The organism is Micromonospora sp. LZ34 (genome assembly GCF_052981855.1).
Window position 1 is genome coordinate 1 of record NZ_JBRIQN010000086.1, and the last position, 14,567, is coordinate 14,567.

The 14,567-nt window shown below is 71.4% G+C and carries 12 protein-coding genes; 7 read left to right on the forward strand and 5 right to left on the reverse strand.

Annotated features, from left to right (window positions below; translation table 11 throughout):
• The first annotated feature begins 523 nt into the window (after positions 1-523).
• The 6 genes from ACVCAH_RS36000 (at position 524) to ACVCAH_RS36025 (ending at position 11,394) form a co-directional block, all read left to right on the forward strand.
• Entirely contained in the window at positions 524-2,092 is a 1,569-nt protein-coding gene (locus ACVCAH_RS36000; RefSeq protein ID WP_447140685.1) for a TIGR02677 family protein, read from the forward strand.
• Positions 2,089-3,480, forward strand: coding sequence for a TIGR02678 family protein (locus tag ACVCAH_RS36005; protein WP_447140686.1), 1,392 nt, complete (start codon positions 2,089-2,091; stop codon positions 3,478-3,480). The genes ACVCAH_RS36000 and ACVCAH_RS36005 overlap by 4 nt, the downstream gene beginning before the upstream one ends.
• A gap of 21 nt (positions 3,481-3,501) precedes the next feature.
• Positions 3,502-7,659 (forward strand): TIGR02680 family protein, encoded by a 4,158-nt coding sequence (locus ACVCAH_RS36010; RefSeq protein ID WP_447140687.1) that lies wholly within the window; start codon positions 3,502-3,504, stop codon positions 7,657-7,659.
• A 47-nt stretch (positions 7,660-7,706) separates the two neighbouring features.
• Positions 7,707-8,951, forward strand: coding sequence for a TIGR02679 family protein (locus ACVCAH_RS36015; RefSeq protein WP_447140688.1), 1,245 nt, complete (start codon positions 7,707-7,709; stop codon positions 8,949-8,951).
• 180 nt (positions 8,952-9,131) lie between these two features.
• Complete coding sequence (locus tag ACVCAH_RS36020) at positions 9,132-10,391, forward strand: ATP-binding protein (RefSeq protein ID WP_447140689.1); 1,260 nt, start codon at positions 9,132-9,134, stop codon at positions 10,389-10,391.
• A 349-nt stretch (positions 10,392-10,740) separates the two neighbouring features.
• Positions 10,741-11,394 (forward strand): site-specific integrase, encoded by a 654-nt coding sequence (locus tag ACVCAH_RS36025; RefSeq protein WP_447140690.1) that lies wholly within the window; start codon positions 10,741-10,743, stop codon positions 11,392-11,394.
• 98 nt (positions 11,395-11,492) lie between these two features.
• On the opposite strand, the gene ACVCAH_RS36030 is transcribed toward ACVCAH_RS36025, so the two are convergent.
• The 4 genes from ACVCAH_RS36030 to ACVCAH_RS36045 form a co-directional block, all read right to left on the reverse strand.
• Positions 11,493-12,284, reverse strand: a complete 792-nt coding sequence (locus ACVCAH_RS36030) for an erythromycin esterase family protein (RefSeq protein ID WP_447140696.1) — start codon at positions 12,282-12,284, stop codon at positions 11,493-11,495.
• Complete coding sequence (locus tag ACVCAH_RS36035) at positions 12,170-12,751, reverse strand: erythromycin esterase family protein (protein ID WP_447140691.1); 582 nt, start codon at positions 12,749-12,751, stop codon at positions 12,170-12,172. Before ACVCAH_RS36035 ends, ACVCAH_RS36030 begins: the two co-directional genes overlap by 115 nt.
• Positions 12,752-12,972: 221 nt before the next feature.
• Positions 12,973-13,170, reverse strand: coding sequence for a hypothetical protein (locus ACVCAH_RS36040; RefSeq protein WP_447140692.1), 198 nt, complete (start codon positions 13,168-13,170; stop codon positions 12,973-12,975).
• 156 nt (positions 13,171-13,326) lie between these two features.
• On the reverse strand, positions 13,327-13,734 hold the full coding sequence (locus ACVCAH_RS36045) for a DNA cytosine methyltransferase (protein ID WP_447140693.1): 408 nt from the start codon (positions 13,732-13,734) through the stop codon (positions 13,327-13,329).
• 85 nt (positions 13,735-13,819) lie between these two features.
• On the opposite strand from ACVCAH_RS36045, the gene ACVCAH_RS36050 reads away from it, so the two are divergent.
• Entirely contained in the window at positions 13,820-14,362 is a 543-nt protein-coding gene (locus ACVCAH_RS36050) for an IS1096 element passenger TnpR family protein (RefSeq protein ID WP_447140694.1), read from the forward strand.
• A gap of 25 nt (positions 14,363-14,387) precedes the next feature.
• On the opposite strand, the gene ACVCAH_RS36055 is transcribed toward ACVCAH_RS36050, so the two are convergent.
• Positions 14,388-14,567: hypothetical protein (locus ACVCAH_RS36055; RefSeq protein WP_447140695.1), on the reverse strand; the 180-nt coding region annotated here is incomplete at its 5' end.

Here is a 14,567-nt window from a genome sequence, read left to right on the forward strand (position 1 = left end):
CGACGTACCCGGCTGGGACCGGTCGGTGCGCGGGTTCGTGGCCCTCGCGTTGCACCGGCTCGGTCTCGGCTGACTTGGACACCATCGAGGATGGTGGGGTTGGCTGACGGTTCACTCGCGGATCTCCAGCACCTAGAGTGCCGATCCCCGGATCGCGGGGGAATCTGACATGCGGCTGCGGCTCCTTGAGTCTTGGGCCACGAGCCATTCGTAGTCGATCGCTGACACGCCGTCGCAGGCCTGTTGCGGCTCCCCTCACAGCGTCGGGGTTGCTGCTCGCAGGCGCTCTCGATGTGCCCGCTGTCGGCGCTGGCCCCGGCCCCCGCCAGTGAGAGCCGTCGATCAGCGGCTCCGGGCCGGGGGCCGCCCTCGGAGTCGGCCGGCTGCAGTGCGGTAACGGGGTAGCCCCCTGGCGCTGTCTCGCGGTCACCTCGGCGACCACTGCCATCCCGGGCGCCCTGGCCGCGCTCCAGGTCCGGCTGGGTAGGGTGGGTGGCTGTTCGCGTCCCGTGGGAGGAAAACGATGACCGCGCAGCCATCCAGGCCCACGTTTGGCCTGGACGACTTCGGGCTGGACGACCGGATGCGACTGTTCGGATACGTCACGGCGGAGAACCGCTTCGCCTACCTGTGGTTGCTGCGGGCCTTCGACTCGGCGCGGTCCAGCTACCACGTCGTGCTGCACACCTCTGACGTGGCCGCGGCGCTGGCGGCGCTGCACGAGGCGAACGGGGACTGCCCGGATCCGGCGCGGTTGGACCTGCCGCGGCTCCTCGACGCCCTGGTGGACTGGGGGGTGCTCGACCGGGGGCAGGACGGTTCCCGGGCTGCGACGTTGGCGGAGTACCGCAACCGGCACTCGGTGTATCAGTTCACCGAGGCCGGGTACCGGGCGCACCGGGCGGTGGAGGCGGTGTTGTCGGCGAGCATGGACGACTCGACGCTGTCCCGGCTGGTCTTCGCCGATCTTCTGGCGGACCTCAACGCGCTCGCATCGGCCAACGAGGCCGGGGACGCGGAGGAGGTCTACCGCAAGTTCAACCGGCTGGACCGGGCGTTGGCGGACATCGCCGAGCGGGCCGCCCGCTTCTACCACATGCTGGGCGATCTGGGACGGACCAACGACGTACGGCCGGAGGCGTTCCTCGCCCACAAGGACGCGCTGCTGGCTCACCTGCGGGACTTCCACGACGAATTGCAGCGCTACACCCCCCGGCTGCGCGCGGCGGTGCACGAGGTGGAGGCGACCGGGCTGGACCGGCTGATCGAGGCGGCCGCCGAGGCAGACGAGCGGCTGTTCCACACCCCGGTGCAGCGGCTGGATGACTGGCGGCGGCGGTGGGCGGGGCTGCGGTCCTGGTTGGCGCCGCCGGGTCCGGAGCAGCTCAGCGAGGCGGACAGGTTGTCGGACGCCACCATCGCCGCGATCGGTGACGTCCTCGCCCTGTTGCGCCGAGTCACCGAGGCGCGCCGTGGCGGGGTGAGCCGGGAGTCGCAGCTGCGGCACCTGGCCGCGTGGTTCACCCACGCCGGCACCCAGGAGGCCGCGCACGCCCTGTTCGACGTCGTGTTCGGTCTCGGCGCTCCTCGCCACGTCGGGGTGGCGCACCCGGATCCGGAGGCGATCGCGAGCCGGCTGTCGTGGTGGGAGGCGCCGGCGGTGGAGCTGTCCCGCACTCTGGTGGCCACCGGTCGGGCACCCGGGCAGGGTCGGGGACGGCCGGCTCGGCTGGACCGGGTCGACGACCGCCGGCACCGGCTGCGCGGCGACCAGCTCGCCCGGGAGCGCCGGTTGGCCGACGCGGCGACGGCGCTGGCTGCCGAGGGGGTCGCCGACGGCCGGTTGGACGGGTCGCAGACCCAGGTCCTGCTGCGCCTGCTCGACATCGCGTTCGCCGCCCGGGTCGGTGGTGCGACGGCGGTGCCGCTCGCGGCCGCCGCGCACGGCGTCCGGCTGACCCTGACCCCGACGCCGGGACGGTTCACCACGGTGCGCACCGCCGAGGGCCGGCTGCATCTGGATGGTTACGCGCTGACGGTCACTGCCGCGCAGCACACCGCGGTCCGCCGGGCCGAGTTGGTGCCGGCGTGACCGCGGAATCGAGCGCGCTCCGGCCTGCGGTCCACCGATTCGCCGTCGATGTTCCGGAGTTGGAGTTGGCGGACTACCAGCGGGCCGTCCGGATGGTTCTGCGCCACCCTTTGATCACGGCGACCTGGCCCGACGAGCGGGCGCTGCCCCGAGTGCGGCGGTTCGCGGCCACCCTGCGACGGGATCTCGCGGAGGCGTTCGGGTACCGGCTGGAGCTGCACGGTGCGACGGCCCGGCTGGTGCGGGCGAAGGACCAGCTCGACGGCACCCAGCCGGCCGTGTCCCGTACCGGGCGGCCGTTCGACCGGCAGCGCTACGCGTATCTGGCGTTGTGCCTGGCGGTGCTGGGTCGGGCCGGGATCCAGATCAGCCTCAGCGAGTTGGCCGAATCGGTGGCCGGCGACGCGAACCGGATCACCGGCCTGGGGCTGGACCCGGACCACGGCCCGGATCGGCGGGCGTTCGTGGACGCGGTCGGGTGGTTGGAGGAGCGTGGCGTGCTCCGGCTGGCCGACGGCTCCAGTGCCGCCTGGGCCAGTGATCCCGGGGCCGGTGAGGCGTTGTACGACGTCGCGCGGGACGTGGTGTTCGCGTTGTTCCGGCCGACCCGGGTGGTGCAGCACGTCGAGTCGGTGTCGGCGCTGCTCGGCCGGGCGATGACCAGCAGCGGCAACGCCGAGCGCCGGCAGGCAGCTCAGGCGGCCCGGCGGGCGGTGGTGGAGTCGCCGGTCGTCTACCACGCCGACGTCGATCCGGTGGTCGCCAACCATCTGCGCGGGTCTGCGCTCGCCGCCGACGTAACCCGGTTGACCGGTTTGCGGGTGGAACGGCGGGCCGAGGGGGTGCTGCTGGTGGACACCGCCGGGTTCACCGGGGAGCGGTTCCCGGGGACCGGCTCGGTGGCGCAGGCCGCGGTGCTGCTGGCGGTGGAGATGGCTGACCGCGTGGTGGATCCGGACGGCCGTCGGGTCAAGCGGCTTGTCCCGCCTGACGGGTACGGCCGGCAGCAGGCGCTGGTGGGTCAGATCGACGCCGGCCTGCCCACGGCCACCCTGGTGCGCCTCGACGACACCGGCCCGGCCGAGCCATGGACCTCCGAGGACGGGGGCGGCGCCGACGAGACCGACGGCGCCGGCCGGTTGCCGTTCATCACCGACAGTTTCCTGCGTACCGCCGTCGGCGAGATCCTTGAGCGGTACGGGACCGCGTTCGGGGCCCAGTGGCACGCCGATCCGGACCGGCTGCGCGCCGAGGCGGTGGCGCTGCTGGAACGGTTCAACGCGGTCACCGCCGTGCCGGGCGGGGTCCTCGTCCGGCCGCTGGTCGGCCGCTACCGCCACACCGTCGCCGCGGTCAAACCCCGCGCCGCCACCGAAACCCTCTTCTGACCTGACCTCGGGAAGTTGATCGTGATCGAGCAACGTGCCGTCCGCCGGTTCGCCCCGACCCGGGCCGGGATCATCAACCTGTGGGACTACCGGGACGAGGAGTTCCTGTTCGTCGACGGGTGGCTGGTGCTGCGCGGGCCAAACGGCTCCGGCAAGACCAAGGCGCTGGAGGTGCTGTTCCCGTTCGTTCTCGACGGGCGGATCGAGCCTCGCCGGCTGAACCCGTTCGCCAGCGAGGACCGGACGATGAAGTCGAACCTGCTCTACCGGGGGCAGGAGGTCACCCACGCGTACGTGTGGATGGAGTTCGGCGACGGCGAGCAGTACGTGACCGTCGGCATCGGGTTGCGGGCGCACCGGCACGTCGATCGGGTGACCCGCTGGCACTTCGTGGTCGACGGCCGGGTGGGGGTGGACTTCTCCCTGCTGGACGCCGACGACCGGCCGCTGAACCGCCGCGACCTGATCGACCGGTTGGGTGCCGACGCGGTGCGGGACTCGGCGGAGGACTACCGGCACCTCGTCGACGCCCGGCTGTTCGGCCTCGGTCCGGCCCGCTACGAGCAGCTGCTGGATCTGGTGTTGACCCTGCGGAAGCCGCAGCTGGCCAAGGACCTCAACCCGGTCGAGCTGTCCCGCACCCTGCAGCGCGGGCTGCGTCCGGTCGAGGACCACCTGCTGGTGGAGGCCGCCCGCTCGTTCGACGACATGGAGGCGGTCGCGCGTACCCTCGAAGGGCTGGTGGCGGCGGACGCGGCGACGGCCGCGTTCCTGACGGTCTACTCGACCTACCTGCGCACCCATGCCCGGGCGGCCGCCGACACCCTGACCGCCCGCCGCGACGCGGTCGCCACCCAGTCGGCCGCACTGACCGACGCGCGTCGTGCGGCCAACGCGGCGGCCGAGGCGGAATCGGAGGCCGGCACCCGGCTGCGGGCCGTCGAGGGTGAGCCCGGACGGCTCCGCGCCCACCTGGACAGCCTGAAGGCCTCGGCGGCATACCAGTCCCACGAGCAGCTCGCCGACCTGGAACGGCACGTGCACGACCTGGCCGAGGCGGTCGAGCGCGCCGACGACGCCGCCGGCGCCGAGGAGACGGCGGTGGCCCGGCGGTGTACCGAATGGGAACGGGCGATGGTGGCGACCCGGGACGCGCGGGCGGCGGCCGACCGGCTCGCCGCCGAACTTCTGCTCGATGCCGAGACGGCCGGGATCACCTGGAGCGCCGACGACGTCGCCCCGGACGACCTGGCGGCCCGGATCACCGCACGGGCCGCCGCGCGCCGCGACGACGTGCGCGCCATCCGGGCGCAGGTGGCGCGGCATGACCAGGCCGAACGTGACCACTCCCGGTCCGCCGCCGACGCGGCCGGCGCCACGGCCGCCGCCGCCGACGCCGAGCAGGCCGAGCGACGCGCCGAGGACGCCGTCACGCAGGCTCGCGCGCGGCTGCGTGCCCAGATCGGGCAGTGGGCGCAGGGCAACGCCGGGCTGCTGGCCGACGTCGCGTGTCCGGAGCTGGCCAATGCGCTGGCCGCCGCCGTGGACGCGACCGGCGAGCCGGGCGCGCAGACCCTGCGGGAGGTGTACGCGGAGGCCACCGCCGCCGCGGTGACCCGGCGGCGGGACCGGCTCGCGGCGCTGGCGGCGCACCGCGCGGCGTTGGCCGACCGGCGGGCCGAGGTGGCCGCCGAACGGGATCGGATCGCAGCCGAGCACGACGACGCGCCGCCCGTCCCGGTGACCCGGCCGGCGACGCGCACCGGCCGACCCGGCGCGCCGCTGTGGCGACTGGTCCGCTTCGCCGACGGGGTAAGCGGCGCGGACGCGGCGGCCGTCGAGGCGGCCCTGCACGCCGCCGGGCTGCTGGACGCCTGGCTGCACCCGGACTCCGGCACCGCGGCGACCGCGCTGGCCGGCGACGACCTGGACGGCTACCTGCTGCCGCTCCCGCCGCACCGACGGCCGACCGGGATCACCCTCGCCGACGTGCTGGTCGCAGAGGAGCAGGACGACGTGCCCACCGGGCGGATCAACGAGGTGCTCGCCTCGGTGGCGCTGGCCGACCTGACCACCCCGCAGGCATCCGACGAGGTGGGCAGCACGCCGGTGACGGTCGGAATCGACGGCCGGTACGCCCAGGGCGTCGGCGTCGGCCGATTCGCCAAGGCCTCCTGCGAGTACATCGGCGCGACCGCCCGGGCGGCCCGCCGCGCCGCGCGGGTCGCCGAATGTGACCAGCTGCTGGCGGTCATCGACGCCGACCTCGCCGCGGTGGACCGCGACCGCGTGTCCGTCGAGGCGCTGCTGGCGGCGGTGGACGCCGCCGCCGCGCAGCTGCCGCCACCCGCGCCGATCCACGCGGCGCTGCGTGAGCTGGACCGGGCGGCGGCGACGCTGCGCGCCCGTCAGGAGGCCAGCGCGGCCGCCGCCGCCCGGCTCGACCAGACCCTGGCCGAGCGGGCCGCCGCGGCGGCCGCCCTGCGCCGGACGGCGGCGGAGCGGTCGCTGCCGGTGGACCGCGTCGATGACATTGCCGAGGCGGTGGACCGCTTCGAGAAACGGGGTGTACGCCTGGAGAGCTCGCGGCCGGCCGCCGCGCGCGCCGCCGAGCACGAGGACCAGGCGCGGCAGCGGTACGACGAGGCGGTCGACCGGTTCACCGCCGCGCAGGACACCGCGCGCACAGCCCGTTACCGGCACCGGGACAAGGCGGAGGCGTACCGGACGCTGCGCGACAGCGTGGGCGCCGACGCGGAGCGGGTGCTGGCCGACGTGGCCCGGACCGCCGACGGGATCACCGAGGCGGAGGAGGCCGTCGAGCAGGCCCGCACCCAGCTCGGTGCCGCCCGGGAGCGGCGGGTCGCCGCGCTGACCCGGGTGGAGCTGGGCGAGCAGGCCGTGACCGCCGCCGTCGCCGAGGCGCAGCACGATGCCCAGCGACTGCGCCCGTACGCCCAGCCGGACCTGCTGGGCCTGCTGCGCTGCCCCACCGACCTGCGCTGGCCGGTCGAGGCGCCCGGCGACCAATCCGGCTCGGAACTGCATCCGCAGGTGGCAGCCCTGCACGAGGCGATCCTCGCCGCCACCCGGGAGTTGAGCCCCACCGAGACGTCGCTCAAGCAGAGCGCCACCCGGCTGACCACCGCGCTGACCGAGCTGCAGGCACAACTGCCGGCCGCCGGCCTTGACCACCGACCCGAGTGGGACACCGACGACGGGGTGATCGTGGTCCGGGTCGCCGACGAACAGGGCCTGACACCGGTCGCCCACTTCGCGGACCGGATCGCCCGCGAGCGCCGCGACCAGGAGCAACTGCTGACCGACTCCGAGCAGCGGGTGCTGGAGGACGCCCTGCTCGGGCAACTTGCCCGGCAGATCCATCATCGGACCATCGAGGCCCGCGACCTGGTGGCGGCGATGGACAGCCAGATGCGGGCCCGCCGGATGTCCTCGGGGCTCACCGTCGGCGTCGGCTGGCGGCTCGCCGATGACCTCGACGCCGAACAACGCGACGTCTGCAAGCTGCTCGAACGCGATCCGGCCCGGCTCGGGCCTGCCCAGCTCACCGCCATGCGCCGGCACTTCGCTGCTCGGATCAAGACGGCGCGGGCGGCAGCGCCCGAGCGGCCGTACCGGGAACTGCTCGGCGACGTACTCGATTACCGGCAGTGGCGAACTTTCGCGTTCGCCCTGCACCGACCCGGTGGCGGCACGGAGGCACTGACCCGAGCACGGCACAGCCAGCTCTCCGGCGGCGAGCAGTCAGTCTCCCTGCACCTGCCGCTCTTCGCCGCCGCCAACGCGCTGTTCGGCTCGGCACGGCCGGACGCACCCCGGCTGCTCGGCCTCGACGAGGCGTTCGCCGGCGTGGACGACACCGGCCGAGGTGAACTGATGGCCCTGGCCAAACAGTTCGACCTGGACCTGTTCATGACCGGCTACGATCTCTGGGCCACCCACCCGGCGGTCAGCGGCGCCGCCCACTACGACCTGTCCCACTCCGCCGTGGAACACGCCGTATCCACCGTGCTGCTGGTCTGGGACGGCTCGACCAACGTCGCCGACTTCGACGGAACGCTGGCTCGCGCGCTCGGCTCCCCGGAGACCCGCCGCGCCCCGGACGGTCGCGGAGAACCCGAGCGGGCCGGCGTCCTGCTCGACCTCACGGACGAATGACCGGCGGGCGCGACGACCGGCCGTCGGACCGGTCCGGTCGAGAGACGTTGTCCGCGCAGCCGGGTCGGGACCGGCCGGGCGGGCACGGCAGCCCGGCGGAACTGGTCGAGCAGCCTGGCTGGCGGCGGTTGCTGACGGCGGCACGACGCAGCCTGGAACGCACCGGCGGCCGGCTCGACGCCACCGTGACGCTGGCCGCCCCCACCGACGACGAACGTCTCGTGATCATCGGCATCACCGGTACCCACCGCTCCGCCGCAGCGGTCCGCCTCAGCGTCCGACTCACCGAGGTGGACGAGCACCTGCGGGCGGCACACGGAGTCGACCTGACCGACGTGCTCACCGCGACGGCCCCGCTGCGCAACCGGCCGGCCGACCTGAAACGCGAGGCGGTGGCCCGCGACGCCGTCCTCGCCGTGGCCCACGACAGCCGGCACGCCAGCACCGCCTGGTACGCCGAATGGCTCGGCGGCCTGCGCCGCGACGGCACCCTGACCCGCGTCGTCCGAACCGGACTGCCGTTCGAGGACGTGGTCCGCGTACTGGACGCGCTGCCCGCGGCCGACGAACCGATGCCGGTCTTCGCCGACCGGGTGCTGGACGACACGAAGGCCCTCACCGAGGGGCCACTGCGTGGGCTCGTTCTCCGTGCCGTCGCCGCGTGGCAGCAGACGGCGCTACCGGTCGACGGCGAGCGGGAGCGGGCGTTGTGGGAATCGGTCGGGCTGGTCCTGGATGACCTTGCCAGCCAGGTGCTGGTGCTCAACGTGCCGGCCACCGGCGGCCTGGTCGGGCGATGGCTGACCGAGGCCACCCAGGCGGGCGTGCCGATGCGGGTCACCCTGCATCAACTGCGCCTGGCACCGCTGACCGTGACCTGCGACGAGGTCTACGTCTGCGAGAACCCCGCCGTGCTACGTGCGGCCACCGCCGCGCTCGGGGCCCAGGCCCCGCCGCTGATCTGCACCGAAGGGGTGCCGTCGGTCGCCGTCCACACACTGCTGCGCGCCGCTCCTCGAGCAGTGATCCGGTGGCGCAACGACTTCGACTGGACCGGCGTACGACTGACGGCGGCGGCTCTCCAGCGGTACCCGCGCGCGATTCCGTGGCGGATGACAACCGCCGACTACCTGCCTGCGGCGGGCACCGGCACGGCCCTGCTCGGTACGCCCGCCGGGACCCCGTGGGACGAGTCGCTGGGCGAGTCGATGCGGCGCACCGGCCGAGCGGTGATGGAGGAACGCCTGCTCGACCGGCTCATCGCCGACCTGCGCACGGCCGGAGCCAGATGACGGTCCGGCGATGGCGACGACGTTACGGCGTCGGCGCCAAGTCGCGTGGGAGACGATTTCGATTTTCATCGTCGATGGCCGCAAATCGAACACCGATACCCCGCATACCGCATACGGATTCGCCGCAAATCGAAAGCGAGTCCCCTCGCAAATCGAAACCTCCACCGGCTAGGATGACATGTGCCCACACCGCACCTGATTCCACGCCGCGCCGCCGCGCAGGTCAACGCCGCCCTGGCCGACACCCGCGTCGTTCTGATCAGCGGAGCACGCCAAGTAGGCAAGAGCACCCTGGTTCGCATCGTCGCCGGCGACCGGCTCGCCGAGCGCCGCGATCTCGACCGGGCGCAGGACCGGGCCGCAGCGATCGCCGACCCGGTCGGCTTCGTGGACTCCTCCGAACTCCTGGTCGTTGACGAGATCCAGCGCGCTCCGGAACTGCTGCTGGCCATCAAGGCGGCCGTCGACGAGGACCCTCGTCCCGGCCGTTATCTGCTCACCGGATCATCGCGGCTGTTCGGCATGGTGGCTGCCCCGGACGCGTTGCCCGGCCGGATGGAAACCGTCGAGCTCTGGCCGTTCTCCCAAGGCGAACTCGACGGCGAGCCGGACGGATTCGTCGACGCCATCTTCGCGCTCGGCCCCGAACTTCGACACGAGTCGGACGTGACCCGCACCGACTACGCGGCCAGAATCGTGCGAGGCGGCCTGCCCGAGGCCACGACCCGCGCCGACTCGCGGCGCCGCCAACGGTTCCTCGACGCGTACGTCCAGGCGCTCATCGATCGCGATGTCCGGCATCTGTCCGACATCCAGCACAAGGGCGAGCTACGCAAGCTGGTACGCCTACTCGCGGCGAGATCCGCGACCATCATCGCCGCCAACTCCCTCGAATCCGCACTCGGACTGAGCCGGCCAACGATCGCACGCTACCTCCAGGCCCTGGAAGAGATCTTCCTGGTCAAGCGGATCCCCGGTTGGTCCCGCAACCTGGGCACCCGCGCCACCGCCGCTCCAAAATTGATCTTTGTCGACTCGGGCATCGCCGCCAACGAGATTGCGATCGACGCCCGGGCGCTGCTCCGGCCGGGCGCACCGTTCGGCCCGCTGCTCGAGTCATTTGTCCTGTCCGAGCTGTCCCGCCAGCTCACCTGGTCGCAGTTCGCCGATCTGTCCCACTACCGCGACCAGAGCAGGTACGAAGTCGACGCGGTGCTCGAGAACAGATCCGGGCATGTCGTCGGGATCGAAGTCAAAGCAGCCACAACCGTCGGACCCGACGACTTCCGCGGGCTACGCCGACTCGCCGATCGCCTCGGCGACGACTTCATCGCCGGCATCGTCTTCTACACCGGAACATCCACGCTGGCGTTCGGCGACAGACTCCGCGCCATGCCAGTCAGTGCCTTGTGGCAGGTTTCCGCCCCGCCAGCAGACTGACCTCGCTCTCTTCGCAGGTCGCTCCCCTCAGGTGAGGGCTCATCGATCACCGAGCTACCTGGCCTGCTGATCTCTAGCAAGCGAGCACAAGCAACGCACCATTGCGACCGGCATCCAACAGAGGAAAATGAGAAAGCCGCAGGCAGAATGCTGCGGAGGCGGATCGAGCACCGTCTTAGGAAACCGATGCTCTATCCCTTGAGCTACGAGGGCGCGAGGGCCCAGCCTACCTGCCAGCGGATAGCCGCGAGTGCCCAGGAGTGCCCTCCCGTGCCCACCAGTGTCCGCCGCCCGCTGCTCCAACCCACGGAGCACACATGGAGCATCTGGTCCTCTCTCGGCAGGGCTCGTGCCCGCCACTGCCCGACAGTCACCAAAGCTGGCCGGGAATGACCACGACTCACGGAGCAAGTTCGCCATCCCGCTCGGGCGGATCTGCGACGAGATGGGCATCCTCACCGCCGACGGCAAGCCCGCCATCCACCCCCACCGGTTCCGGCACACCCTGGGTACCCAGCTCGCCGAGAAAGGCGCCCGGACCCAGACCATCATGAAGATCCTCGGCCACCTCAGCGCCGGCATGTCCATGACCTACTCCCAGGTCTCCGACCCGACGGTGCTGGCCGACTACCAGGCCGTCCTACAACCCGGCGCCACCATCGCCGGACCCCTCGCAGACACCCTGCGCCGCGGTGAACTGGACCAGACCGCCCTCGACTGGCTGCAGACCAACTTCTACAAGACCGAGCTGGAACTCGGCCGCTGCCTGCGCCTGCCCCAAGAAGGCCCGTGCGAGTGCGACATCTATCTGACCTGCCCCAAGTTCGTCACCACACCGCAGTACATCCCCCGGCTGCAGGAACGGCTTCGCACCGAGGAACAGCTCATCGCCGACGCCACCGAACGTGGCTGGGCCCGCGAGGTCGAACGACACCGCTGCACCGCCGACCGCATCCGCGGCCTCCTCGACGAACTCAGCCCCGCCGCACCAGCCAACTCATGAAACGACGAGGAGGCAGCTGCACACCAAGAGTGACGACCCGCGCAGAGGGCTCCGCGCGTTGTCAGCGGCAGAAGTGCGCGCTAGATGATCTTGGTCATCTAGAACGTGGCGGTGCCGTCGGTCGTCGCGGTGGGGGTGCATAGGACCGCGTCGAACGTCTGTGCGACGGGCAGATCCATGACGGCGCCCTGCGACCTCATGCGTTCCAGCGACGTCACCGCCGGGTCTGGCGAGCGGAGGTCCGTCAGGGTGATCTCGGCGTCGAGTCCGGCGTCAGCGAGCGCCCTCTCCAGGCTGCCCGCAGGCGGGGCGTCCAGCTTGACGGTCTCGACACGGAACCCGACGGGGGAGTCCTCGGCGGGCCACACCATGTCCGGTACCTGGCCGGCGGTGTGGGTGAGGCCCACGGCGCGGTAGTTCCCCCCGAGGCCGCGGGCGAGGTGGTAGCCCATCGGTAACGCCGTGGGGTAGCCCTCGTAGGTGACCAAACTCTTCTGGATGTGGTTGTTGTGCGCGATCACCACCACCCGAGCGTCGGGGGCGAGGCGGTCGAGGTGCCACCGCATACAGGTGGCCATATAAAGGTCGCGCACCGAGGTGTCGTCGGGCAGGCCAGTCCCGTACAGCAGGTTGTTCATCGCCCGCAGCATGTAGTCGGTGTGCAGGACCGCCTCCAGGCGCCGCTGGGCGACGTCGTAGCGGTGCTGGTCGCTGCGCGCCACGTAGAGCGGCTCGAGCGCGCGCATCCGCAGTGACAGCCGGTACAGGCCGGCCGTCAGGGCATCCTGGGCGGCCGGGTCGAGGCGTCCCCACTGCGGGGCGGAGGCGGCGGCCGAACCGCCGGTGATCTCGGCGGCCGCCCGCTGGATGCCCGCCACCTGGTCGGCGATCCCCTCGTCGACGACCCGCAGGTAGTCGGCGACCGGGTCGAGCTCCGGCCGCAGGTGAGGGCGTTGGGCAGGTCGATCCCGATGATCTCGATGGGTTGCGACCTGCCGCGGTTGTAGCGCCGCAGCCAGTGCAGCAACTCACCGAACAGGTTGCGGGTGTGCAGGCCAGCCACATGGTCGAGATCGCCCTCGCCGCCGGCGAGCCACGGATTGATGGCCTCGGCGTCGGCGGCTCCCATCTCGAGGGCCACGACGGTAAACCCGCAGCGTTCGACTAGGTAGCGCAGCAGCCGCGCGCGGCCGAGCATGAACTCGTGCACGAAGTGCGCCCCCTCGCCGATCGCCAGGACCCGGGCGTCCTGGGCGACGGCGTGCAGGGTGTTGAGCTCGTCCAGGAGCGGCGCGTCGGGGTCGAGGGTGGCCAGCACGGTGACGTGATCGGCCAGGCGCCCTGTGAAGGCAGTCATGGTATGTGCTCGTTTCTCTGTCATTTGATGAATGACCGTGCTCGGAACGCACGGCCAAGCCGCGGGACGCCGCGGGATCAGGCGTGCGCCCGCTCAACTCACGAGCGTAGGGCCGAGCCCAATCCGAACTTCGGAACCTGTCAAGTCCAGCGAGACAAGTAGTTGATTTTGGTTAGCTTGCTGGTAGTGGTTCAGCTCGGCTGGGCTGGTGATCCCGCTGTTCAGCAGGCTTCGTGGAAGGCGATGCGGGTGCGCAGCCATTCGGCGAGGTGAGCGTGCAGCGGGTTCGCGGCGGGCAGCGCCCCGTGCAGGGGCTCGAGCTCGCGCAGGGCGCTGGCGGCGAGATCGGCGCGTGCCTGGTGGCCGTCCGGACTGTAGTCGGTGAGCCCATTGACCTCCTGCTCACCGGCCTCGGTCATTTGCCGCGCAGGGGTCGAGGCGGGCCACGTCTCGCAGGAGCCGGCTGGCGGAAGTCATCGATCACGGAGGCAAACGTTAGCGCCTTATTTACTCGGCACGCAGGGGCTTGCAACGATGTAACCAAAGCAGCTGACAACTCCCGCTCATCGGCCAGATCAGCACACCTCCGCTGCGACCGGTTCCATGATCAGCGTTACGCGCAGTGACTCGGTTCTTGGCCTACAGGTGGTGCTGCTTCCCTCCGATGCATCCTGTGATCTCCACCACCACGATCTGAAAGTGTCCAGATGCAGATAAAGCAGGAACAGCCGGTCGCGGCGATGCGGGGCGCCGATGTCGGATGCGCGTAGGCATATCCAGCTCGTGTCGTACCCGAGCGCGGCCAGGTCGGTGGCGACGACGTCGAAGCCTCGGCGGAGGAGGGCGGCGACGTTTTCCACAAACACGAGTGGCGGTCGAAGTGCGCGAACAGCGTCGACGACGCTTGTCCACAGGCTGCTGTGGATACCGGTGATGCCGGCTCGCTTGCCGGCGTTGGAGATGTCCTGTCGCTCCAATGTCAAGCTTCGGCTTCTGGCCACCCCGGCCGACACTGAGGGCAGTGCTGCCGGTAGCGTCGTTTGCGCAGCTGGTGACGGAGGCGGTGCGGTGGCGCGGACTTGGTTGTCGATCCGGGTCGAGTTGGTGTCCGGCCGTGGCGAGGACTTCTGGCCACGCCCAGGGCGGATCTTCGCCGTAGCGCGGACGCACACGTTTGAGCAGCTCGGTGCGGCGATCGACGACGCTTTCGCCCGATGGGACCTGGCCCACCTGCGGCTGTTCACCCTGGCGGATGAGACGCCGGTCTGCTCGTTCCAGGTGTGGGAAGAACCCCCGGACGGTGCGGTCGACAGCGACAAGACCAAGCTGAGTCGGCTTACCCCGGGTGAGCAGTTCGCCTACGTCTTCGACATGGGTGACGACTGGGCGCACCTGTGCACGATCGACAAGGAGCGGATCGATCCGCTGGAACAGCTCGGGTTCGTGCCGACGGAGCCGACGCCCTACTGGGGCTGGGGAAATCTTCCCGACCAGTACGGTCGACGGTGGGACGGCGACGACGGTGAGTCGCCGATGCCGAAACCTCCGAAAAACCCGCTGCGGGACCTTCCACCCATCCTGCCGTGGTGGGGGCCGAGGCGCCGCGGATAGCGCGAACGCTGACCACCACGGATGTTCAGGTCGCCGCTGGCACCATGTCCTGCCGCGTGGCGACAACCTCGCCGGACAGTCGCCTGGCGGTGGTCAGCAGTCCGTAGACGTGTCGGGCGAGGTGGCGCTTGAGAGCGCGGATCGCCTCCGTGCGGCTGTTGCCCATCGCCTTGCGGTTGTCCAGGTAGCGGCGGGCCCTCTCATC